29 protein-coding genes are annotated in these 23,053 nt (G+C 42.2%); 16 read left to right on the plus strand and 13 right to left on the minus strand.

The genetic code is table 11. From position 1 onward, the window contains the following. Nucleotides 1-83: 83 nt before the first annotated feature. The 4 genes from QM738_RS19915 to QM738_RS19930 all read right to left on the minus strand — a co-directional run bounded on the left by QM738_RS19915 (nt 84) and on the right by QM738_RS19930 (nt 2,545). The gene (locus tag QM738_RS19915; RefSeq protein WP_462278503.1) at nt 84-683 is read right to left on the minus strand and encodes a hypothetical protein; all 600 of its coding nucleotides are present in this window, start codon (nt 681-683) and stop codon (nt 84-86) included. Beyond that, nucleotides 683-1,216 carry an RNA polymerase sigma factor gene (locus tag QM738_RS19920; RefSeq protein ID WP_462278671.1) on the minus strand — a complete coding sequence of 178 codons (534 nt, stop codon included), beginning with the start codon at nt 1,214-1,216 and terminating at the stop codon, nt 683-685. Before QM738_RS19920 ends, QM738_RS19915 begins: the two co-directional genes overlap by 1 nt. Before the next feature lie 74 nt (nt 1,217-1,290). Beyond that, nucleotides 1,291-2,112, minus strand: coding sequence for a hypothetical protein (locus QM738_RS19925; protein ID WP_462278504.1), 822 nt, complete (start codon nt 2,110-2,112; stop codon nt 1,291-1,293). 37 nt (nt 2,113-2,149) lie between these two features. Further along, a complete protein-coding gene (locus QM738_RS19930; RefSeq protein ID WP_462278505.1) occupies nt 2,150-2,545 on the minus strand; it encodes a hypothetical protein in 396 nt (131 codons plus the stop codon). A 180-nt stretch (nt 2,546-2,725) separates the two neighbouring features. On the opposite strand from QM738_RS19930, the gene QM738_RS19935 reads away from it, so the two are divergent. Beyond that, the gene (locus tag QM738_RS19935; RefSeq protein WP_462278506.1) at nt 2,726-3,169 is read left to right on the plus strand and encodes a lipocalin-like domain-containing protein; all 444 of its coding nucleotides are present in this window, start codon (nt 2,726-2,728) and stop codon (nt 3,167-3,169) included. A 34-nt stretch (nt 3,170-3,203) separates the two neighbouring features. On the opposite strand, the gene QM738_RS19940 is transcribed toward QM738_RS19935, so the two are convergent. Continuing rightward, nucleotides 3,204-3,833, minus strand: coding sequence for an NAD(P)-dependent oxidoreductase (locus QM738_RS19940; protein WP_462278507.1), 630 nt, complete (start codon nt 3,831-3,833; stop codon nt 3,204-3,206). Between the two features lie 203 nt (nt 3,834-4,036). Between QM738_RS19940 and QM738_RS19945 the strand changes: the two genes are divergently transcribed. The 11 genes from QM738_RS19945 (at nt 4,037) to QM738_RS19995 (ending at nt 13,477) form a co-directional block, all read left to right on the plus strand. After that, nucleotides 4,037-5,473, plus strand: a complete 1,437-nt coding sequence (locus QM738_RS19945; RefSeq protein WP_462278508.1) for an anthranilate synthase component I family protein — start codon at nt 4,037-4,039, stop codon at nt 5,471-5,473. Nucleotides 5,474-5,546: 73 nt separating this feature from the next. Beyond that, entirely contained in the window at nt 5,547-6,179 is a 633-nt protein-coding gene (locus tag QM738_RS19950; protein WP_462278509.1) for an anthranilate synthase component II, read from the plus strand. Between the two features lie 112 nt (nt 6,180-6,291). Further along, complete coding sequence (gene trpD, locus QM738_RS19955; protein WP_462278510.1) at nt 6,292-7,284, plus strand: anthranilate phosphoribosyltransferase; 993 nt, start codon at nt 6,292-6,294, stop codon at nt 7,282-7,284. Next, on the plus strand, nt 7,284-8,075 hold the full coding sequence (gene trpC / locus QM738_RS19960; RefSeq protein ID WP_462278511.1) for an indole-3-glycerol phosphate synthase TrpC: 792 nt from the start codon (nt 7,284-7,286) through the stop codon (nt 8,073-8,075). The genes trpD and trpC overlap by 1 nt, the downstream gene beginning before the upstream one ends. Continuing rightward, a complete protein-coding gene (locus QM738_RS19965) occupies nt 8,072-8,701 on the plus strand; it encodes a phosphoribosylanthranilate isomerase (RefSeq protein WP_462278512.1) in 630 nt (209 codons plus the stop codon). The genes trpC and QM738_RS19965 overlap by 4 nt, the downstream gene beginning before the upstream one ends. 111 nt (nt 8,702-8,812) lie before the next feature. Further along, on the plus strand, nt 8,813-9,439 hold the full coding sequence (locus QM738_RS19970; RefSeq protein WP_462278513.1) for a phosphoribosylanthranilate isomerase: 627 nt from the start codon (nt 8,813-8,815) through the stop codon (nt 9,437-9,439). A gap of 2 nt (nt 9,440-9,441) precedes the next feature. Then, complete coding sequence (trpB, locus tag QM738_RS19975; protein WP_462278514.1) at nt 9,442-10,623, plus strand: tryptophan synthase subunit beta; 1,182 nt, start codon at nt 9,442-9,444, stop codon at nt 10,621-10,623. Between the two features lie 76 nt (nt 10,624-10,699). Continuing rightward, nucleotides 10,700-11,110, plus strand: a complete 411-nt coding sequence (locus QM738_RS19980) for an endonuclease domain-containing protein (RefSeq protein ID WP_462278515.1) — start codon at nt 10,700-10,702, stop codon at nt 11,108-11,110. Between the two features lie 51 nt (nt 11,111-11,161). Then, on the plus strand, nt 11,162-11,524 hold the full coding sequence (locus tag QM738_RS19985; RefSeq protein WP_462278516.1) for a hypothetical protein: 363 nt from the start codon (nt 11,162-11,164) through the stop codon (nt 11,522-11,524). Nucleotides 11,525-11,551: 27 nt separating this feature from the next. Further along, nucleotides 11,552-12,322, plus strand: a complete 771-nt coding sequence (gene trpA, locus QM738_RS19990; protein ID WP_462278517.1) for a tryptophan synthase subunit alpha — start codon at nt 11,552-11,554, stop codon at nt 12,320-12,322. 45 nt (nt 12,323-12,367) lie between these two features. Beyond that, the gene (locus tag QM738_RS19995) at nt 12,368-13,477 is read left to right on the plus strand and encodes a redoxin domain-containing protein (protein WP_462278518.1); all 1,110 of its coding nucleotides are present in this window, start codon (nt 12,368-12,370) and stop codon (nt 13,475-13,477) included. A 252-nt stretch (nt 13,478-13,729) separates the two neighbouring features. Here QM738_RS19995 and QM738_RS20000 read toward each other — a convergent pair whose 3' ends face one another. Beyond that, nucleotides 13,730-14,449 (minus strand): pyridoxine 5'-phosphate synthase, encoded by a 720-nt coding sequence (locus tag QM738_RS20000; RefSeq protein WP_462278519.1) that lies wholly within the window; start codon nt 14,447-14,449, stop codon nt 13,730-13,732. Nucleotide 14,450: 1 nt separating this feature from the next. Beyond that, nucleotides 14,451-16,649 (minus strand): putative Ig domain-containing protein, encoded by a 2,199-nt coding sequence (locus QM738_RS20005; RefSeq protein WP_462278520.1) that lies wholly within the window; start codon nt 16,647-16,649, stop codon nt 14,451-14,453. Between the two features lie 191 nt (nt 16,650-16,840). Between QM738_RS20005 and QM738_RS20010 the strand changes: the two genes are divergently transcribed. After that, a complete protein-coding gene (locus QM738_RS20010) occupies nt 16,841-18,130 on the plus strand; it encodes an APC family permease (RefSeq protein ID WP_462278521.1) in 1,290 nt (429 codons plus the stop codon). Between the two features lie 7 nt (nt 18,131-18,137). Here QM738_RS20010 and QM738_RS20015 read toward each other — a convergent pair whose 3' ends face one another. Continuing rightward, complete coding sequence (locus QM738_RS20015; RefSeq protein WP_462278522.1) at nt 18,138-18,518, minus strand: DUF1801 domain-containing protein; 381 nt, start codon at nt 18,516-18,518, stop codon at nt 18,138-18,140. A gap of 53 nt (nt 18,519-18,571) precedes the next feature. On the opposite strand from QM738_RS20015, the gene QM738_RS20020 reads away from it, so the two are divergent. Next, the gene (locus QM738_RS20020) at nt 18,572-19,114 is read left to right on the plus strand and encodes a YqgE/AlgH family protein (protein ID WP_462278523.1); all 543 of its coding nucleotides are present in this window, start codon (nt 18,572-18,574) and stop codon (nt 19,112-19,114) included. Here the strand turns inward: QM738_RS20020 and QM738_RS20025 are convergent. The 5 genes from QM738_RS20025 to QM738_RS20045 form a co-directional block, all read right to left on the minus strand. Next, nucleotides 19,111-19,605 carry a lysozyme inhibitor LprI family protein gene (locus QM738_RS20025; RefSeq protein WP_462278524.1) on the minus strand — a complete coding sequence of 165 codons (495 nt, stop codon included), beginning with the start codon at nt 19,603-19,605 and terminating at the stop codon, nt 19,111-19,113. The two genes, QM738_RS20020 and QM738_RS20025, sit on opposite strands and share 4 nt — an antisense overlap. 8 nt (nt 19,606-19,613) lie before the next feature. Beyond that, nucleotides 19,614-19,787, minus strand: a complete 174-nt coding sequence (locus tag QM738_RS20030; RefSeq protein WP_462278525.1) for a hypothetical protein — start codon at nt 19,785-19,787, stop codon at nt 19,614-19,616. Nucleotides 19,788-19,797: 10 nt separating this feature from the next. Further along, a complete protein-coding gene (locus QM738_RS20035; protein WP_462278526.1) occupies nt 19,798-20,322 on the minus strand; it encodes a hypothetical protein in 525 nt (174 codons plus the stop codon). 90 nt (nt 20,323-20,412) lie between these two features. Further along, on the minus strand, nt 20,413-20,910 hold the full coding sequence (locus tag QM738_RS20040) for an SRPBCC family protein (protein WP_462278527.1): 498 nt from the start codon (nt 20,908-20,910) through the stop codon (nt 20,413-20,415). A 31-nt stretch (nt 20,911-20,941) separates the two neighbouring features. Further along, the gene (locus QM738_RS20045) at nt 20,942-21,268 is read right to left on the minus strand and encodes an ArsR/SmtB family transcription factor (RefSeq protein WP_462278528.1); all 327 of its coding nucleotides are present in this window, start codon (nt 21,266-21,268) and stop codon (nt 20,942-20,944) included. 126 nt (nt 21,269-21,394) lie between these two features. On the opposite strand from QM738_RS20045, the gene QM738_RS20050 reads away from it, so the two are divergent. Then, a complete protein-coding gene (locus QM738_RS20050; RefSeq protein ID WP_462278529.1) occupies nt 21,395-22,210 on the plus strand; it encodes a DUF6597 domain-containing transcriptional factor in 816 nt (271 codons plus the stop codon). 83 nt (nt 22,211-22,293) lie between these two features. Further along, nucleotides 22,294-22,749, plus strand: a complete 456-nt coding sequence (locus tag QM738_RS20055) for a YybH family protein (protein WP_462278530.1) — start codon at nt 22,294-22,296, stop codon at nt 22,747-22,749. The last annotated feature ends 304 nt before the right edge of the window (nt 22,750-23,053 follow it).

Below are 23,053 nucleotides of genomic sequence, written 5' to 3' on the forward strand. Positions count from 1 at the left end.
ACTTGTGTAAAGAAAATTGCTCTTTTCGGGCAATAGATGGCAGTTCATCGCACAGCATATAGCTAACCTGGTGCGGAATGCTGTTAACCGCCTTTTTTACCGGAATCTTTTTTATTGCCGTAAATGCGGTAATCATCATTGGTAATGCCTTTTACACCCTTGGGCTTTTTATTGCCCGGGTTTACGGGCAGCGAATCGGGGACAGGGGATAGGGGTTTATCCAGCAGTAAAGAATCTGGCTTTATGGTCCTGTCATTATCCTGGCTTAGAGCAGGAATAAAACGATCACGGTTACCCGAAAGTTCAGGAATGGAATCTGCCTTTTTAATATCACCGGGTGTTGGTAGCGGTGGATTGGTTTTTTGTTGCGGAGGCAATACATAAGTACTGTCCAATGGTTTGGGAAGAGTTGGCTGTGGCGTTACAGCAGGGGGTTCGTTCTTAACGGGAGTTTTGGTTTTTTTATGATAGTAGATCCATAGCAGTGCCACTACAACTACTACACAGGTAAAGCCGATCCATGTTTTACCACCGGGCTTTGGCCTTGTTTGTTGGTTGCTGCCCTCAACAGGAGCATCCAGCTGCATTTCAATGCTTGCCCAGATGCTGTCGGCCATATCCGGTATGGGCAACTGCTCCAGCTTTGCTGCAATCAATGTTTCGTATGTAGTTACACTGTTCACTAAGTTTTTACAGAAGTTAATTTTTGTTGTAGAATTTTTCTTGCTTCGCTTAAATGCCATTTACTGGTGCCCTCACTAATGTTCAGTTGCGCTGCAATTTCCTTGTGGGCATAGCCGTCAATGGCATACAGCACAAATACCGCATGTGTTGCCGGTGGTAACTGTTTTACATGCTGCAGTATGTCGGCTGCATCTGTTTTTTCAATAACGTTGTTGTTGATGATAGGTTCTTCCGCAGTGGCCAGTTCCTGCGTGGAAAAACGACTGCGTTGTTTAATGTGATCGAGGGCTTCGTTGATGATGATCTTTTTAAGCCAGCCATGGAAATTACCTTTTTGCGGATCAAAGGTTTGTATGCTGCGGAACATCTTTACAAAAGCATGGCTCATGATATCGGCTGCTTCGTGCTCATCTATTGCATAGCGCATGGTAATGGCCATAGCAAAACCATACAACTGCCTGTACAGTTGTTCCTGCGCTTTACGGTTACCGTTGCGGCAGCCAGCAATGATATCATCCAGGTTTTGTTCCAGTAGTTATGCTATATGATCAAACCGGGACTGTGATCTTTTGTTTATTAACTACGGTCCCGGTCATCGTTAAAGTATTACCATTTGGCATCGTGCACTTTTCGTGCAAGGATAGCCGTTGCAATGCCTGCAATATTCAGTTTCTCTGCAGCATCCAGTTCATTATAGAACCAGATATTCCTGTCGATAAGATCAATGATGCCGATCACACCTCCGCTGGTACTTAGTTCATAACCTGTCAGCATTGCAAAAGGCATCTGGCCGGTCTTACCATTGGACAATTCTGTTTTACGGGTGGTGATGCCTTTAATGTAGATCGTATCTCTTCCATTAGTGGCCAGTCCGTTGTCTTCCTGTTTTAAAATGGTGAAGATGCTGTGATCATTTTCTTTTTTACGGTCGTAAATATTCGTCATCAGCAGGTCCCAGCTTTTGCCGCCATTGGCAGTATCGCCACTGATAGAAGCAGAAAATACATATTGGTATTGCTGTGTACGCTCATAGCTGCTGAATATACCACTGCCGCCTGTAAGTTTATATTCCAGTTTTTTTGTTACCTGTTTTTCATCCGCATATATTTCGATGGCTGTTTTACCATCCGATAAATTATAACGGAACTTGGCTTTTTCTTTCTGCACGATCTCATTCTTCTGGATGCCAAATTCATTCAGCAAAAGATTTTCCAGCAAAAAACCACGGCCCCAACCGGGATAACTAACATGTACGCCCCGCCTGATCTTTGAAGTGGTGAAATTATCAAAAGACATTTTATTGCCTCTTGCACCGCTTACATGCTGCATGCTGGCCTGCTGTTTAAAAGCATCCGGTACGGCCAGTTTGATTGAATTATGGCAACTCATTACGCTTACAACTATTATCAATAATGCCGCGTATCTCATTTTCAGAATTTTATACTTTGTTATCATTGCAAATTACTTATTTCCCTTTGTATGAAGAATCGTATTGTACCACTGTAACCCTTACCGGCAACAGGCTGTTATTATTTACAGGAGTGGCAATAATATTGGCGAATTTGTAGCCGCCGGTATTATTGTCCTTAGTGGCGGTAACGATCAGCGAATCATTATTAATACCACTCATCGTGTTGGTTATCATCCAGTCCGGCGCCGCATTTTCAAAAGATAACTGCCAGGCCACGTTCGACTGGATGGCGATACCGCCTTTGTCGCCCTGTTTATTTTTAACCGGCAATACCACGCTGCTCACTTTTAAATAATCGCCGTTGTTTTTTGGGAGGGGATCTTTGAAGCAACCGGTCAATCCTGACCCGGTTAGCAGCAGTAAAATTGCTGTAGTTCTTTTAATGTTCATGTTCAATACTGTTTTAATTGTTTATAATAATGTATAGACTGTGTTTTGTACTCAATACCCCTGTTTTTCGCTAAAGGTTGGGTTTTTGAAAAAAAATATTTTTTTCTTTTTTACCCAACCTTTCGTTTTAAGGGGAGGTATTACTGTCAAACAACAGTATAACCATTAAAACAAAAAAAAATGAACACAACAATGAAATGGGCATTAGCAGCCCTGGTATGCAGCAGCCTGGCTGTATCATGTAAAAAACCAAAAGCAGACGAAACGCAGGATTGCAGTATCAGTATGACAGGCCTTGCAGGTTCGTACAAACTCACATCTTTACAGTATAAGTTAAATGCCAATGCAGCGCCGGTGGATTACCTGGCCTTTATGGATGATTGTGAAAAAGATGACCTGCTCACACTGAAAAGTGATGGTAAATATGTGTACAATGATGCTGGTACGGCCTGTACACCTAATGGCAATGATAGTGGCACCTGGCAGGTAAATGGCAACACCATTAATAGTGATGGCACTGTAAATGGTACCATTGTAAGTTATGATTGCAAAACGCTGGTATATTATGCAACAGGTATCAGCACGCCCGGCGATAAGCTCACATTCACCATGGTAAAACAATAAATTAGTTATCTGCCCCGCTGCGGCGGGGCAATAATTAATTGGAGATGCCCACTCTTTGTTTCACAAATTCATTTTTGCTTACTGCATTCAGCATACATAAAGCAAGGTCACCGGCATTGATGGTATCATTATCGGGTTCAGGGGGATAATCTGCACGGGTATTGAAAATGCCGGTTGCAGGCTGTGGTAATATAGCAGGGGGGCACAGCAAAGTCCAGTCCAGCCCGCTGTCTTTTAAAGAATCATATACTTTTTCCTGTTCTTTGGCCAGCGCAACATTTTCTTTGGGGTAAGCTTCTGTATCCACGATAAGGGTATTTTCGTCTGCATTTAAAACCGCTTTATCTGCAACAGCTACTATTCTTGCAACCCCATTCTTTTTCATTTGCGCAATGATATTTTTAATGCCCAGTGTACGGGTCTTGTCGCTGGTATCATTTGAGCCGCCCAAAGCAGAGAGCACTGCATCGCAGCCTTTTATTGCTGTGGCTACTTCGCCTTCGTCAAACAAAGCGCCTTTTACCAGCAACAGGTTTTTGGTATCCTGTTCAAATTCGCTGAAAACATTTCTGCCAAAAGCCTTTACTGTATGGCCTTTCAGCAAAGCCTGCTGCACCAGTTGTTTGCCTGTGATACTACCGGCACCAAAAACGATCATATTCATAGCTCCATATTTTCATTAAAGTTAATGCGGTAAAAAAATTTGCCCAATTAAAATTTTGCCCTCATATTTGCAATACAAATGAAAAAAACAATTACAAATAACTGGTGGTGGAGCATAGTCAACTGATTGTGCCAACCTGCTGTTATTGTATTCAAATAATAATGAAAGCCCGGCACAAGTGCCGGGTTTTTTAATTATACATTATGAAGAAGATCGAAATAAGAACGGAATTCAAAAAGTTATTGGCAGATGTGTACACGCCGGTGGGTATTTACCTGCGGCTGCGTGACCGTTTCCGTGATACCATTTTGCTGGAAAGCACCGATTTTCATGCGGGGGAAAACAGTTATTCCTTTATTGGTATCAATGCCATTGCGGGTATTGAAATTTCCAATGCTGCATTCATAGAATATAAATTACCGGGAACAAAAGCCGAGAAAATAGCCATTGAAAATCCAACAGATGTGCCATCGCACCTGCAGGATTTTATGAGCCGCTTTGAAGTGCAGCCTACGGAAATGAAACAGGTGAATATTGCGCAGGGGCTGTTTGGTTATACCACGTATGATGCCGTGCAATTCTTCGATTCTGTCAAACTCACGACGCACGACGCACCACTCACGGCTCAAGGATCAGCACCTATTCCACTAATGCGTTACCGGTTATACCAGTACATCATTGTCATCAATCATTTTAAAGACGAATTATTTCTTTGTGAAAATGTGATCAAGGGAACGGAAAGTGAAATGGCATTGGTGGAGAGTTTGATCAGGAGTAAAGATGTGCCTACATTCCCCTTTAAAACGGTAGCGGAGGAAACTTCCAATCTTACGAATGAAGCCTATATTGAAATAGTAAAAAAAGGCATTGCCAGCTGTCACAGGGGCGATGTGTTCCAGATAGTATTGAGCAGGAAATTTGAGCAACAATTCACCGGCGATGAATTCAATGTTTACCGTGCGCTGCGCAGTATCAATCCATCGCCTTATTTATTTTATTTTGACTACGGAGATTATAAATTGATGGGCTCTTCGCCCGAAAGCCAGCTGATAGTACAGAACAGCAAAGCCATTGTACACCCGATCGCCGGCACTTTTAAAAGAACAGGGGATGATGAAACGGATAAATCGCTGGCCACAGCACTGCAGGCAGATGAAAAGGAAAATGCAGAACACGTAATGCTGGTAGACCTTGCCAGGAACGACCTGAGCAGGATGTGCAGCAAGGTGGAAGTGACCCAATACAAAAAGATCAATTATTACAGTCATGTGATACACCTGGTAAGTGAGGTAACGGGAACGGTTACACCGGATGTGAACCCTTTCAAACTGATGGCGGCTACTTTTCCGGCGGGCACTTTAAGCGGTGCACCCAAATTCAAGGCCATGCAGCTGATCGACTCTTTTGAACCCACTGCAAGAAGTTATTATGGCGGCGCTATCGGCATCATCGGGTTCAATGGCAGTATCAATCATGCCATTATGATCCGTACATTTTTAAGCCGCAATAACACATTGGTATACCAGGCCGGTGCCGGTGTGGTGGCAGCAAGTAAGCCGGAGAGCGAATTGCAGGAAGTGAATAACAAATTAAACGCATTGAAACAGGCGATTGTATTGGCGCAAAATATTTACCCCTAAATCCCCTAAAGGGGACTTTGCACCCTGACAATTTAAAATTCTTTTAGAAAATAAGTAGAAAAAATAATACCGAATGAAAGAAGAAAAGATGTTACAAAATAATGAGACCGTCGAAAGCCCCTTCAGGGGTTGGGGGCGTATTCTGGTTTTTGATAATTACGATTCTTTTACTTACAACCTGGTACACCTGGTGGAAAAGATCACGCATGAAAAAGTGGACGTGTACAGGAATGATGAGATCAGCCTGGAAAAAGTGAATGAGTATGACAAGATCATATTATCACCCGGCCCGGGTATTCCTTCGGAAGCAGGATTGCTGTTGCCATTGATCCAACAGTATGCAGCCACCAAATCCATACTGGGCGTGTGTTTGGGGCACCAGGCCATCGGGGAGTCTTTTGGCGGTACACTTGTTAATCTTGATAAAGTATATCATGGTGTTGCAACACCGATCAAGATCATCAACAGCAATGCACCGGTATTGAAAGGATTGCCTGCAACGATTGAAGTGGGCCGTTACCACAGCTGGATCGTGAGCGAAAAAGGTTTTCCTGCTGAACTGGAAGTAACTGCAACGGATGAGAATGGTTATATTATGGCATTGCAGCATAAAAAATATGATGTACAGGGAGTACAGTTTCACCCGGAAAGTGTATTGACGCCGGATGGGGAAACTATACTAAGAAACTGGCTAAAACACCCCTAAATCCCCTAAAGGGGACCTTGGGTTAAGAATATTTAAACAACTTTTAATATTCACACAAGCTGGTAATTTATTTTAAACTTTAAATCTAAGTTCCCCTTTAGGGGACAGGGGTATGAAAAAAATTTTAAATTATCTATTCGAACATAAAACACTTTCCCGTGAGCAGGCGAAGGAGGTGCTGATCAATATTTCGCGGAACGTGTATAACGAAAGCGAGATCGCTTCTTTTATTACCGTGTACCTGATGCGGAGCATTACCATTGATGAACTGCAGGGTTTTCGCGATGCATTGCTGGAACTTTGTGTAAGGGTGGATCTTGCTGATAACAATGTGATCGATATTGTAGGCACGGGCGGCGATGGAAAAAATACATTTAATATCTCCACGCTCAGTTGCTTTATAGTAGCGGGTACCGGCAACAAAGTGGCCAAGCATGGTAACTATGGTGCAACTTCTGTAAGCGGCAGCAGCAATGTAATGGAACAACTGGGCTATAAATTCAAGGCAGATAAAACGGCCCTGCAAAAAGAAATTGATGCCGCGGGTATTTGCTTTTTACATGCGCCGATGTTTCACCCGGCATTAAAAGCAGTGGGTGCCATCAGGAAGAATTTAGGGGTGCGTACTTTTTTCAACATGCTGGGACCAATGGTGAATCCTGCATTTCCTAAATACCAATTGGTAGGAGTGTATAATTTAGAAATGGCGAGGATCTATAATTATCTTTTACAGCAGGGTAGTGGCCAATTCACGATCATTCATTCACTGGATGGATACGACGAAATATCATTGACAGGCGATACCAAGGTAATTACCAATGCGGGCGAAAAGATATTGAGTGCAGAAGTGCTGGGAAAAAGAATGGTGGTGCCGGAAGATATTTATGGAGGTAATACACCCGAAGAAGCGGCTAAAATATTTTTGAAGATATTGAAAGGCGAAGGCAGCTGGGCGCAGAATGCTGTGGTGCTGGCCAATTCGGCGATGGCATTGCAGTGTACCGGGCAATATAAAACTTATGAGGATTGCTATCATGCAGCAGTGGAAAGCCTGGAAAGCGGTAAAGCCTACGCATCATTACAAAAAATAATCGCATTACAATAATGACCATACTCGATACCATTATAGAAAGTAAAAAAACTGAAGTGGCAAAACGCAGGCTGGAGATAAGTGTTGCGGAACTGGAACAAAGTGTTTTTTTTACAAGACCTGTATTTTCACTCCGGCAATTTTTGCTGGATGAAAACAAAACGGGCATCATTGCAGAATTTAAAAGACGTTCGCCTTCTAAAGGTGTCATTAATGATAAAGCGGATGTAGTGGAAGTGACCCATGCTTATACTGTTAATGGCGCTAGCTGTTTATCGGTTTTAACAGATGAAGATTTTTTTGGTGGAAGTACAGCAGATCTAAAAAAAGCGAGGGTGAATGATATTCCCATTTTACGCAAGGATTTTATTATTGACGAATATCAAATTACGGAAGCGAGGGCCATGGGCGCCGATGTGATATTGCTGATAGCGGTCTGCCTCAGCCCGCAAAGAGTACAGGAACTGGCCCTATTTGCGAAACAACTGCAACTGGAGGTACTACTGGAGATACATACGGAAGAAGAACTGGAACATATTTGCGATGCCACGGAGATTGTCGGCATCAACAATCGCGATCTTAAAACATTTACCGTAGATATTAACAGGTCGATAGAATTGGGGAAAAAAATTCCGGCCGGTAAAATAAAAATCGCTGAAAGCGGTATCGATAGTATTGACACAATTTGTACCTTCAAAAATGCCGGCTTTAAAGGTTTTTTAATAGGGGAGAATTTTATGAAACAACCCGAACCAACGATTGCTTTTGCTGACTTTGTTGAACAACTAAAAGCAAAAGTATTATGAGAGTAAAAGTTTGCGGAATTACACAGGAAGAGCAGCTGAACCAGTTGCCCGATGCCGGTGTATCCTTTGCAGGTTTTATTTTTTACCCTAAATCGCCGCGCTATGCGTTGCGGCATATGACCACGAGCCAGATAAAGAAAGAGAACAAACTGAATAAAGTGGGCGTGTTTGTAAATGCTTCGGTGGATGAGATATTACAAATGGTGGATGAATGCCGCCTGCACATGGTGCAGCTGCATGGTGATGAAACACCCAAGTTCTGTGAAAAGATCGCGGATTATATTTCGGTGGTAAAGGCATTCCGCTTTAGTGAATCGGATAATATCGGTTACCGCATTCAGGAGTACATGGATTATTGCGATATGTTCATGTTTGATACGGAAGGAGTGGGCTATGGCGGTACCGGCAAAAAGCTGAGTTTGGAAAAACTGCACAATGTGATCGTAGGCAAGCCTTATTTTTTAAGCGGCATGATCGATCCCGGCGACGCACCGGCATTGAATGATTTTGTAAAAAAACCGGAAGCAAAAGCTTTGTTTGCTATCGACATCAGCACCAAATTTGAACTGCTGCCAGGAGTAAAAGATATTAATTTGATCAAAGAATTTACGCAAAGATTGAGCTAGCCACGGATTACACGAATTAACACAGATAATACAATTCGCTTTTTTAAATCCGTGAAAATCTGTGTAATCCGTGGCAAAAAATATTTACGAAGTAAAAAATAAGACAGATATATGAATATTAAAGTTTGTGGTATCACACAATTGAAACAACTGCAGCAGTTAGACGGGCTGAACATTGAATTTGCGGGATTGATCTTTGTAAAAGATTCTCCGAGATATGTGGGAGATTCATTGGATAAAAATGCTGTGAAGAATGCGGATTTTGACCTGAAAAAAGTGGGCGTATTCAAAGATCCTGAAATGATCGATGTGCTGGACGCCATTGATGATTACGGACTGGATGTGGTGCAGCTGCATGGTGATGAAAGCCCGGAAATGTGCGAAGACCTGAGCAGTGAAGTGGAAGTGATAAAAGTTTTCAGCATCGACAGCGATACGAAAGATATTGATGAACTGGTGGCTGATTATGATGCGGTATGCGATTATTATTTATTCGATACCAAGGCAGATGGCGGCACCGGCGGCACCGGCAAACAATTTGACTGGAAAATTTTATCCAAAGCAAAGATCGAAAAACCATTTTTTATCAGTGGTGGTATTGGTTTGGAAGATGCAGATAAATTAAAGCGTTTTAAACACCCTGATTATTATGGTGTGGATGTTAACAGCAAATTTGAAAAAGAACCAGGTGTGAAAGACATGGCGAAAGTGTTACAGTTTAAACAGGCGATGAAATAAAAATGAATTACACAGTAAACGAACACGGTTATTACGGCAATTTCGGCGGAGCGTATGTTCCCGAGATGTTGTACCCGAATGTAAAAGAGTTACAGGAGAATTATCTGAAGATCATTTACGATGAAAAATTTCAAAAAGATTTTACTGCACTGTTGACTGATTATGTGGGCAGGCCAACACCTTTATTTTTAGCAGAACGCTTGAGTGAAAAATATGACGCAAAAATATTTTTAAAGCGGGAAGACCTTTGTCATACCGGCGCACACAAGATCAATAATACCATCGGGCAAATTTTACTGGCAGAACGACTGGGCAAGAAAAGGATCATTGCAGAAACCGGCGCCGGTCAGCATGGTGTTGCCACGGCAACTGTATGCGCTTTAAAAGGGTTGGAATGTATTGTGTACATGGGCGAAGTGGATATTGCACGCCAGGCCCCGAATGTTGCAAGAATGAAAATGTTGGGCGCTACTGTTATTCCTGCCACCAGCGGCAGCAAAACTTTAAAGGATGCCACTAACGAAGCCATCCGCGACTGGATCAATAATCCTGCAGATACGCATTATATCATCGGCAGCGTGGTGGGACCGCATCCTTACCCGGATATGGTGGCGAGATTTCAGAGCATCATCAGCGAAGAAATAAAAAAACAGTTGCTTGAAAAGACCGGCAGCGAAAATCCCGATTATGTTTTTGCCTGTGTAGGCGGCGGCAGTAATGCAGCTGGTGCTTTTTATCATTTTTTAGAGAATGAAAAAGTAAAACTAATTGCAGTGGAAGCTGCTGGTTGCGGCATTGACAGCGGCATGAGTGCAGCCACCACCCAACTCGGCAAACCCGGTGTGCTGCATGGCAGCAAAAGTTTGTTGATGCAGACCATAGACGGCCAGGTGATAGAACCACACAGCATTTCAGCCGGTTTGGATTATCCCGGCATTGGTCCCTTACATGCACACCTATACGAAAGCGGCCGCGGTACCTTTTTAAGCGCTACCGATGAAGAAGCTCTATCAGCTGCTTTTGAATTGAGTAAGCTGGAAGGCATTATTCCTGCTTTGGAAAGTGCTCATGCTTTATTTGCATTGAATAAGATGAAGTTTAAGAAAGATGATGTGGTGGTGGTTTGTTTGAGTGGAAGAGGGGATAAGGATCTTGATACGTATATGAAACATATGGCCCCCTAAATTCCCCTGAAGGGGGACTTGGAGCAGTCTGCTGTTTTGAACATCTTTTCTATTTTGCACCCTAAGAAAAAACACTATGAAAAGGGATATGCATTTTGGTGCAATAAAACCAATATTTGAAAATGCGGAATTCTTAAGAAAGAATATGACCCATGAAGAGAAAATAGTGTGGGCGCATTTATCAAATAACCAATTGGAATGTAAGTTTCGGCGCCAGCATCCTATATGGATGTATATAGCAGATTTTTATTGCCACGAGTTAAAATTAGTTGTTGAAATAGACGGGAGTGTTCATAACAGGGACGATGTAAAAACAAACGATATTATTCGAGAAAATGACCTGGTTGATTTTGGTATAAAAGTGATCCGGTTTACAAATTATGAAGTAAGATGTGATATTACAAAAGTAGTTAGTGATATTAAAATCACTATCAACGATATCAAAAATTTACAATTGCAATCAATAAAAGAAGTAACAAAATCATAAGACCTTCAAAGTCCCCCTTCAGGGGGATTTAGGGGGCAAAAACTCGCAATCATGAAATACTTTCTATTCTTATCACTCATCCTCCTCCTTTCTTCCTGCGGCCCCGATACTTTTATTAACCACAAACTGGAAGTAACAAAACTGGGTGATTGTACTAATGAAGCAGTGCCGGTGAAAATAGGCGCTAACACCATTGGCGAGCGGTACGAATTTGAGTATTGCCTGGAAGATGGTTATGATGGAAAAAATTATACGGTGGAAAGAAGCGGTGATAGTTTACTCGTAAAATTTCCCGCAGTTAAGCAAAAACCGGCTTTATATAAACTGGTACTGGATATTGATGCCAAGCCTGCGTATCATCATATAAAACTAGGTGACCAAATTGTATTGATCGTATCAACAGAAAGATTATAAAGAGATTCATTAAAAGTAAAAACAAGCATGTCTGCAATAGAACAATTATTCAAACGCAAACAAAAAAATGTACTGAACGTTTACTGCACCGCAGGTTACCCACAATTACATTCCACTACCGAGGTAATAAAAGCATTGCAGGATGGCGGCGCCGACATTATTGAACTGGGGATGCCTTACAGCGACCCGTTGGCGGATGGTGAAGTGATACAGGCCAGCAGCACGGTGGCATTGCAAAATGGTATGTCCATCGCAACATTATTTGAACAATTAAAAGACATCCGCAACACAGTTCAACTGCCCATTATATTAATGGGGTATATGAACCCGGTACTGCAATTTGGTATAGAAAAATTTTGTGCAGCAGCAAAAGCAGTGGGCGTGGATGGTGTGATATTACCCGATCTGCCGATGTACGAATTTGAAACGATGTATAAATCCTTGTTTGAACAGAACGGGCTGGACTTTATTTTTTTGGTAACACCAGAAACCAGCGAAGAAAGAATCCGGAAGATAGATAGTTTGTGCAGCGGTTTTATCTATGCCGTATCTTCTTCATCCACCACCGGTAAGAATAAGGCTATTGCCGACCAGGAAAGTTATTTTAAAAAACTGCAGGATATGCAGTTGAAGAACCCGGTGCTGGTGGGTTTTGGTATTAAGGACAAGGCCAGTTTTACGACTGCTTCCCGATATACCAACGGGGCCATCATTGGTACGGCCTATATTAAAGCGCTGGAAAACAGCACCCATATTGGCCAAACCACAAAAGAATTCCTAAATAGGATACTCGGTTGAGCCATTTGTAAAAAACCCAGTAAATTGCAGATTCAAATTGAAACTATGAAGCGGATCGCTGTCCTTTTATTCCTGTTGCCGGCTTTTGCAGTGGCACAAACCTCTAAAACATCTTCCAAGACCAAGCCTGCGGTTGCAAAAACAAAAACCGCTATCAAACCAACAGCGGCAGTACAGTCGGATGGTTTTACGATCAATGGAGAGATCAAAGGTTTGCCGGATGGCGCTGCGGTAGCATTGCTCAATAGCCAGAACGGTGCTGTGGAAGCCGAGACCATGGTGAACAAAGAAAAATTTACTTTAAAAGGCAAGCTGAACTCACCCGATTTTAAACTACTTACTTTTTACAAACAACCGCCTTATACAACCATCTTTTTGGATAACAGTACCGTAAAAGTTACCGGTTCAAAAGAAGCGCTGGATAAGATCGTGATCAGCGGCTCACCTTCTCACCAGGATTTTTTAGACTTCAATAATTTAATGCAGCCTTACGGTGATATCTTTAATGAAACTGCTACCTACGATTCTGCCCGTTATGCCACTGCTGCTGCACTGTGTTACGATTTTGCAGTAAAACATAAAGCCTCTTTCATTAATCCACTGGCGATTTTCCGGTACAACCAGATATCCGAAAATATTACTCAAACAGAAGCCTTATACAATCAATTAGATGCACCGGTTAAATCAAGCCCGATGGGTTTGGCAGTATCGCAATTTATTGTAGATGCTAAAAAGAATGCCATTGGTACTATGATGGCGGATTTTACGCAAGCGGATACTGCAGGTAATCCGGTAAGCCTTTCTTCATTGCGGGGCAAATTTGTTTTGATCGATTTCTGGGCCAGCTGGTGCAGACCCTGCCGCCAGGAAAATCCTAATGTGGTGACTGCGTATAATAAATTCAAGAATAAGAATTTTACTGTGCTGGGTGTTTCATTGGATAAAGCCAAGCCAGCCTGGATCGATGCGATCACCATGGATGGCCTTACCTGGACGCATGTAAGCGATCTGCAGGGATGGAATAATTCCGTAGCGCAACAGAACCAGATCTTCAGCATACCACAGAATTACCTGATAGACCCGGAAGGAAAAATTGTAGGCAAAAATTTAAGGGGCGCTGCGCTGGAGAGAAAACTGGAGAAGATATTGAAATAGATTTTTTGATACATCGCCTGCGGCGATGCAGGGAACACGGATTTTATAGGATTACACAGATTTACACGAATAAGGATAAATCATAACTGATCATAATCATCGTATACATCTGCGTTCCTTTTTCCAATCGCCTGCGGCGATGAAGGGGAACACGGATTTAATCGGATTGAAAGGATTTACACGGATAGATCATAACACATCATAATCATCACATAAATCTGCGTTCCGTTCTCCACGTGCCGAAGGCACCACTTATTTCAGGCATCTTTTATATAACTGCACTGTATTCTCTAATCCTAGATATACAGCATCGCATATCAATGCGTGGCCGATAGATACTTCGAGCAGGCCGGGAATATTATCTGAAAAATATTTTAAGTTGTCCAGGTCAAGATCATGACCGGCATTGATGCCCAAACCTAATTCGTTGGCTTTTTTTGCTGCGGCAATGTAAGGGGCAATAGCTTTTTCTTTATTGCCTTTGGCATACTCACTCGCAAAACCTTCTGTATACAATTCAATGCGGTTGGTACCGGTGGCTTTGGCGCCTTCCACCATTTCAACATCCGGATCAACAAAAATAGATACCCTTATACCGGCCAGTTGAAAGGTCTGTATCATATCCGCCAGGTAATCTTTATGCTCGATCGTATTCCAGCCATGATTGCTTGTAAGTTGATTCTTGCTATCAGGTACAAGTGTAACCTGCGTGGGCCTGTTGGCCAATACTAGGTCAACAAAACTTTGTTCTGTACAATTGCCTTCAATATTGAATTCTGTTGTCACGATCTTTTTCAGCTCATACACATCGGTATAGCGTATATGCCTTTCGTCGGGGCGAGGGTGTACCGTGATGCCATCTGCACCAAAGCGCTCAATATCTTTTGCAGCTTTAATAATATCCGGGTTGTTGCCCCCGCGGCTGTTCCGCAGCGTGGCCAGTTTATTGATATTTACTGATAATTTGGTCATCTTAATTAGCCGTTATTTTTATCAAAGTTACGCCGTGTGCAGCAACCCTGGTGGAAAACATGCGGTCAAAATTACCGAGGTCTTTCTGTCGCCACAGATCTCTAACTCTTTGCTTCGTTGCCAAACCAAGTTCATTCCAGTAGAAACGGAACACATCATTTCTTCCTGATAAATTAAAAATGCCGATGGCTTTACTGCCGTCTTCCAGTTCTTTCAACCATACCTGGTAAGTATCTGTTTTGATCAATTGCTTTGCCTGCCTTGCAGCAACATCCTGGTTAATGGCGATCACTTCATCATTGGTTAACAGGTTCAAGGTAAAATCATCCAGCTTACTCAAATCGCAACCGATCAACAAAGGGGCGCTCAGCAAACTCCATAAACTTACATGCGTGTATTGTTCATCAGGTGTCAGGCGGGTGCTGTGTAAATTATCGCCCCAGCCCACCTGTCCAACGATCATCATATCAGGATCGTTCCACCTGCCCGGCCTAGCATACGGATATTGTTTTGTCTGGTCAAAACCAATACTGCTCAGGCTTTCCCAGGTATCGGTAATATCACCTGTGGTTCTCCAGCAATTGCCGTTCACGGTTTCGCCCCATTCCCACACATTCTTCATACCATACTGGCAAAGGCTGTAAACAATATCCCGGTTTTGTTTTTGCAACGCATCCTGCATTACTTCATAAGGTTTTTTATAAGATGCCAATGAGCTGTCTTTCGGATCGTGTATCTCGCCATAACTGCACCAGTCGTATTTTAAATAATCAATGCCCCAGTTGGCATATGTAGTGGCATCCTGCATTTCGTGCTGGTAACTGCCCAGGTAGCCACCACAGGTTTTTGGGCCGGGAGAGGAGTAGATACCGAACTTAAGGCCATTGCTGTGCAACCAGCTGCCCAGTTTTTTCATGTCGGGGAATTTTTTATTGGTCACTATTTCACCGGCAGCACTGCGCTGTTCTGCTTCCCAGCCATCATCAATATTCATGTAAGCCCAGCCGTGATCTATCAAACCCTTATCCATCATGGCTTTTGCAGAAGCTTTTAAACGTTCATCGCTAACACTCAAACCCCAGCAGTTCCAGCTGTTCCAGCCCATCGGCGGTGTAAGCGCCAGCAGGTCGCCGCATTTAATGGTAAAATCTCTTTTGGCAATACCCAGCGCATTCTTGACCACAAAAGTAACAGTATAATTACCACTGCGTGTAAGCTTGCCTGTTATAACGCCGTTGGCAGGATTTACTGCAAAGCCCGGCGGCAAATTTTCTACGGCATACTGCAATGGTTTTTTTCCTGTGGCAGGGATCTTAAAAATAAAATCGGAGTTAGGGCGCACACCATATACTTTGGCGCCGTTTATTTTAGGCGCATCGCCTGGTTTGGGCGTAAGAATATACGGCAGGTATTGTTTCGCCATGATATTCCTGCGGGTAGTGTTTTCAATAAAAGTATAGGCGTAGCTGATATGCGTTTTATCTTTTATCACCGGCAGGTCAAACTGCTTTTTTTCGCCACCGGCAAGACTGATATCTTTTTCTGTTTTATTCAATACTGTCTGCTCTTCTTCATCAATACATTCAATGATATATTTACCACTCACAGGTTTTGTAAAAGAGTTATAAAATGCAACCGTATTTTTTTTATTGCCGGTAACAGGCGCTGTAATGATGCTGATACCATCTATCAGCTGCATGGCCTGCAGGTAAGGTATACCGCTGAAGATACCACCCAGGCCGCCACCATCATACACTTTTACACTGATGATATTCATCGCATCCCACTTAATGAGTTCGGAGGTGGCATCCACACGAAATTCCAGCGCTTTATCCCAGGTGGAAATATAGCCGCTTTTATCCGAAGGAAAAGCACCTGATTTACCAATGAGCTTGCCATTTAAATATACTTCACTGGCATCATCCACTTTGCCCAATACCAGGCGTAAAGGATTATCTGTTTTTAATGCATCCGGTATCATCACATGAAAACGATACCATGCATAACCATCATAATTATTGTAACCCTGGCTGTCCCAGGTGGCACCCGCCTTCAGGTTTATCCACTGCATATCATCATAATCTGCCGAACTGAATTGCGGATTATCACCCGTAGTGAATTTTGCATTGGGCATATCTACCGTTTGTGCAATGAGTGTGATGGAGAAAAAACAAAACAGGATAGCAAGAAAATGTTTCATGTGTTTTTGGTTTCAACAAATGTAGTTTAAAACATTGTTATTATGGTTCGGGTTGAGAGGCGTTTCATAATAGGATAGATATTTTAGAAAGTTACATTATGGTTCAGGCCGCTTGTAGCGTCCCGACCCCGCCCGACGCATAATTATTGTATATTTAGTGATGCAAAAACAAAACGGGCCTGCTCTTAAGCGTGAGAATCGGGGCAACAAGCTTAGCGCTGAGCGCCATCAATCTTACCGTAGGCTCGGGCATTTTTGTGTTACCGGCACTTGTTGCATCACAGTTGGGCAGGGCCAGTTTTATTGCTTATATCGCCTGCGGTGTATTGGTGATCCTCATCATGCTTTGTTATGCAGAGATCGGCAGCAAGATCACTACTACCGGTGGTTCGTATGCCTATGTAGAAAAAGCATTCGGGCCGTTAGCAGGTTTCCTCATCAATACACTTTTCTGGGTAGGTTTCAGTTCACTTTCTGATGCTGCAGCTATCAATGCAATGGCGGATATGCTTACACTATGGTTTCCTGCTTTTGCTGTAGCGTATGTGCGTATCCCTTTTTTTATTGCGGTATTTGCATTACTGGCAATGATCAATATACGGGGTGTAAAGCAGGGTACAAGATTTGTAGTGGCTGCCACCATTCTTAAACTGACACCGCTTATTTTGCTCATCATCATTGGTGTGTTCCATATTCATCCTGCTAACCTTGCAGTAAAGTCATTGCCCAATATTTCAACCATCGGCGCCGGTTCTCTCGGGCTTTTCTTTGCTTTTTTAGGAACAGAAACTGCCTTGTGCATCAGTGGTGAAATAAAAGACCCGCAAAAAAATATTCCAAGAGGTATATTGTCTGGTGTGGCAGGTATCGTGTTGCTGTACCTGCTGATACATCTTACCGCACAGGGCGTGCTGGGCGATCAGCTGGCTGCACATAAAGATGCGCCGTTGGCTTTTTTAGGCAGCCGCTTAATGGGGCCTGCAGGCGGTACACTTATTTTGATCACAGGTATCATCTCTATGTTTGGTTTGTTGAGCGGCGATATCCTCTCTTCTCCACGAGTATTATATGCAGCATCGGCAGATAAACTGCTGCCCGGCTTTTTAAGCCGCATCCATCCAAAATATTTTACTCCTTACTGGTCCATCATTGTGTATTGTGCAGTGGGGTTTGCATTTGCTTCTGCAAGCGATTTCAGCAGGCTTACAGAACTGGCCAGCTCTTCTGTGCTCATTATTTACCTGGGTGTTGTACTGGCAACATTGCGGTTTCAAATAAAAAAAGAAGGCGCTTTAACAGGAGGTTTCAGGATACCGGGCGGACCCGTAGTACCGATACTTGCGGTGATCACCATCGGGTGGTTCCTGTCGCACATCACCAGGGCCGAAGTAAAAGCAATGGGCATATTCTTCGGGGTGCTGGTGGTATTTTATTTTGTAAATAAATTACTGGTAACAAAGCGCAGCAATGCAATATCCTGATACGGGATCATTTTTTCATTCTTGTTTTATAGGCAGCCAATGCGGCTTTGAGCAATTGCTTTAATGCAGCAGTGGGTAACGGCTTACCGGGAGTGATCACTACATAGCGGCTGATCTTACCATTGCCTTCCAGTAAATGCTCCGGGTCGGGCAGTTCGTTGCCTTTATAAAAGCCCAGCTTTAATCCATTTTTAGAGGGGATGATCGTACAGATCATTTCTACATATTTCTGACCATAACAATAAGCTACCATCTTTGCAGGAACATCCACCTGTTCTGTAACACCCGGCAATTCTTTTAACACCAGTGTTTGTAATTGCAGTGCTGTTGTTACCACTGCTTCATTGTATTGCGATAAAAAAACTGCTGCGCTTACTGGAGTTGACATATTGTTTTATAACGGTAAAACATAAAGATAAAATTTGTATTTAAATTATTTGAATGCAGGCTACATTTGTGGCAGGTTTCTTATTCAAAATAATTATGCAGCTAAAAGCCGGCACCATACTCATCAGCGCACCATCACTAACCGATCCGCATTTTGAAAAAGCGGTGATATTACTGGTGGAATACAATGAACAGGGCGCATTAGGGTTCGTGATCAATAAAATATTCCCCAAGGTTTTTAATGAATTGGTGGAATTTAAAGAAGCGCCTGCTTTTCCCTTGCTGGATGGCGGCCCGGTTGAAAATGAAAGCCTCTATTTCATACACAGCAGGCCGGCTGATATTGATGGCGGCGTGCAGGTAAAAGATGATCTGTACTATGGTGGCAATTTTACAAAAGCAGTGGAATTGATGAAGCAACACCGCATCAGCACAAATGAACTGAAATTATTGATAGGTTATTGCGGCTGGGATGCCGGCGAACTGGATGCCGAAATAGCTGAAGGCAGCTGGTTAGTAACGCCTGCGGATATACGCATTATTTTTACACAGCCTGCCAATGACATGTGGAACCAATTGTACCAGGCATTTCATTAAAACAAAAATGATTCCAGTTTTTGAATACGCTCCAGTGTTTCGTCAATATAAGCCTGGTTGGTCATAGCGATGCAACCGGTTCCACCTTCGCATTCAATACTGGCAACATCCACATTGGCATCCCGCAATTTTATCCATTGCTGCTGCGAGTAGATAATGCTCTTTTTAAGCCGTTGATTCAGATCGATATTTTTGCGGTACATCTGCAGTTGCAGTGAATCGGCTTTTTTGCCTTTTGCCGTTTCCTGGTTCAATGATTTTTTATCTGCAGCAATGTCTTTGTTGATTGAGCTCAACAGTTTACGGTAGACCACATTTAAAAGACTGTCGGCAAATTCAGCTTTTGTACTGGTGCAGAAATTAATTGCAATGGTACCGCTTTCACTATCGCAGGGAAATTCCTTTGCCTTGTATACATCCACCAGGCTTTGCTGTGCGCTGCAGCAGAAGGGAAGTATAAAAAAGAGCAACAGTATAGCTGTCAGCTTCATATTACCACTTATTTTGAGGTAATAAGTTCTTTTTTCTTCAAAGCTGTTCTACGTTTTTTACGGTTAGCCATTTTTTGCTTATACTGCAGTATATGATTACTGATGGCTTCCCGCTCTTTTTTTGTCAACGGCTTTGGATCTACATAGAAGTCTACGTCTAAAGGTTCTTTAATAAGTCCCATAATCAGGTATCTATTTAAAATATTTTTCTACCAGCATTTTTGCAGGTAATGTTTCAATGATCATTAAATGCCCTCCAAAATGAAAAGCTCCTAAAGTTTTTATATAATGATCGATCAATTTCGTCTTTGAATGAAAAGAAACAAAGCCAGCAAAACCTTTTTGAAATGATAATCTACATGCATAGGCAACAAGATTCCCTGGAACTCCTAAGTAAATCTTTGTTTTTCCCTTATTGAATGGAGCACTTTCAATGAGGTGCATATATACATGATCTTCTTCAATACTAATACTTAGCAATCCCTGAATAACGGTAGGATTACCCTGTATCGTAAGTTTATAAATCTCTCTGCTACTTGTTTCAAATTCTTTTTTCCAGTTAAACAACCATCCATTTTTCTTAGTTGCTTGTTTAATATCATCTTTTGTCAAATGACTTATTTCAGTAGGAAAACTATCACCTGAAAAAGCATTTTCAACCGAACGGGTCAGCTTATCAATCTCAAAATCTAGGTAATTAAGCATCTTCTTTTTCACTACACAATTTACAAAAAAACAATAAGATTAGCTTTGAAAATCTATGTCAATATCACAAAAAAATGACTAAAATTAACGCACTTTAATTTATTACTTTGAATCCTCTGCTAGTACCTTATCAAGATTTTCGTGTGCCATGGCAAAACCTTCTTTAAAGCCCATGCTTACAATTTTATCAAGGTCTTCCTTACTGTTGAAAGTTACCGTAACAGAAACTTTAGTGCCATTATCAACAGCAGTAAAAACATTTTCCCAATGCATACCGGGCAATTCATTGTTCTTATTGCCTTCTTCGTCGCAGAAAAAATCACGGGCAGTAAATTTCTTCATTAAGTCGATGGTAAGATAATCCACCATGCACCAGAATTTGCTGCCATCGGGTCCCAGCATATAATAATGCCAGCGGCCGCCTTCGCGAAAGTCCATTGATTTGGTGATAGCTTTAAAAGGAGTGGGGGCCCACCATTCTGCTAATATTTCACTGTCGGTCCAGGCTTTCCAAACCATTTCGGGTGTTGCATCAAATTGACGCTGTACCAGTAAAGTTTTATCGCTGTTGGCAGCCAGTTCATAGATCGTTTGTTTCATTTGTATTTGTTTAAACTGTTTACAATAGTTTTTATTTTCCGCTGTTTTTCTTTTTCATTTCTTTTAAAACATTATCCAGCCGGTCAAACCTGCCTTCCCAGGTTTGGCGGAAGGGTTCCAGCCAATCGGAGATCTCTTTCATCTTAACAGGATTTAACTGGTAATAAATTTCCCTGCCGGTGGATTGCTGTTTTACCAGCTGGCATTCCGTTAATACTTTAATATGTTTTGAAACCGCCTGCCTGCTGCTGTCAAAATGTTCAGCAAGTGCATTGGGTGTCATTGCCTGCAGGGCGATCAACGCTAATATGGCCCGCCGGGTGGGGTCGGCAATGGCCTGGAAAACATCTCTTCTCATTACTGGTAAATTTTATTTACGAAACCATTCGGTTGCAAATATACATGCAATCATTTGGTTGCGCAAAATATTTTGGCTATTTTTTATTTACAGTATGAATTAATTTTATTGCAGAGAATAAAAAGTATGCAGTATAAAGAATACCAACCGAGGAGTATTTTGCGCAGTTATGTGCAATGTTATTTTACCTGCGAATCAGAAACGACGGTATTGTCGGAAGATAATATTTATGCCAGCGGCTCTGTGGAGATTATGTTCAACCTGGGCCATACCAGCAAACAGACCTGGATCGATCAGCAACAGGTGCAGGAACCGTTGATACAGTTGTGGGGGCAAACGGTACAACCCTTGCAGGTAAGCACCGTTGGAAAACATGCCATGTTCGGCATACGTTTTTATCCGCATGCTGCTGCCTGTTTTTTGAATGAGCGCATCGATCAGTTCAACGATCGCTTGCTGGACATGGCTGATGTGGCTGGTAAAAAGATCAACCTGCTGCATGAGCAATTAATGGAAACCAATTTTATTCCTCAGCGCATTGCATTGGTGGAAACATTTTTACTACAACAACTTTTGCTTTTTGAAAAAAAAGCAGGCAAGGCGCAACTGGTACACCATATTATGCAGGAGCTGCGGCAGGATGATTTTTTTGATAACCTGGATAATGTGGCCAACCGTTACGGTATTTCAAGCCGCTACCTGCAAAAACTATTTGTACAATATTCGGGACTTTCACCCAACCTGTTCAGTAAAATAAACCGCTTTCGTAAAAGCCTGCAACTGGTGTCTCAAAAACAACTATCGCTTACTGCTGTTGCACACCAGTGCGGCTATTTTGATCAGTCGCATTTTATAAAAGACTTCCGGTATTTTACAGGTGCAAAACCATCTGCTTTTGAGCTGGAAAGTTCTACAGACCTGCTTGCTTCGCTGCAAAACTAATGTTCCGATTTTTACAATTTTCACCGTCCTGCACCCGGGTAATTTTGTTGCCGTAATCTTTTTTATTCATTCAATTTAAAAACATGAAACGGTATATCTTCCTGTTACTGGTTGTATTTATTTGCAGCAACTGTATTGCCCAAAACAACATCAACAAACACCTTACAACTGTCAAAAAAGCTATTGCAAAAGCCAATACCATTTATTTTGACCTGTATGCAAAGAACGACGGCTCCATCCTTCATCTTTATACAGCTGATGCCTGCCTTTTACCACCCAATGCTCCCGCCATTTGCGGCAGCGAGGCACTGGCCAAAGATTTTAAGGATACTTATGCCGCCGGTGTTGTAAAAAGCGGCAGCTTCACTACCTCAGCTGTTTATAGTAACGGCGCCGGTTATGCGACCGAAGAAGGCAGTTGGCAGGTTTTTGGCGCCGATGGCAAACTTATTGACAAGGGCAAATACTTAAAGCTTTGGAAGAAAACCAAGGAGGGGTGGCAGATTTACAGGGATTTGTTTAATAGTGACGGGAGGTAGTGGAGGTATAATTTGCTGGCTGCCTTGAATATAGCAAATTATACCTAGTTTACCTTTTCACCTGTGTCTAAACCGGAATTAATTTTTCTTACTTATTTAACCAGGTAAAAATCCTAATTAAATATAAGCTTCGCTATTACACAAATTAAAATAGCCAACTTCCATACAGATATTGTTACTTTGATTTCTTTAATTTCGATATGCATTTTATTTTGTTTTTATTATGATTCAAAGCTAATAATGAATAGTAGCATAGGTTATAATTAAGGACAATAAGGGCACAAATCGGATAATTATTCCTAAA

It is taken from the genome of Ferruginibacter sp., from assembly GCF_049840995.1.
Lineage (GTDB): Bacteria > Bacteroidota > Bacteroidia > Chitinophagales > Chitinophagaceae > Ferruginibacter.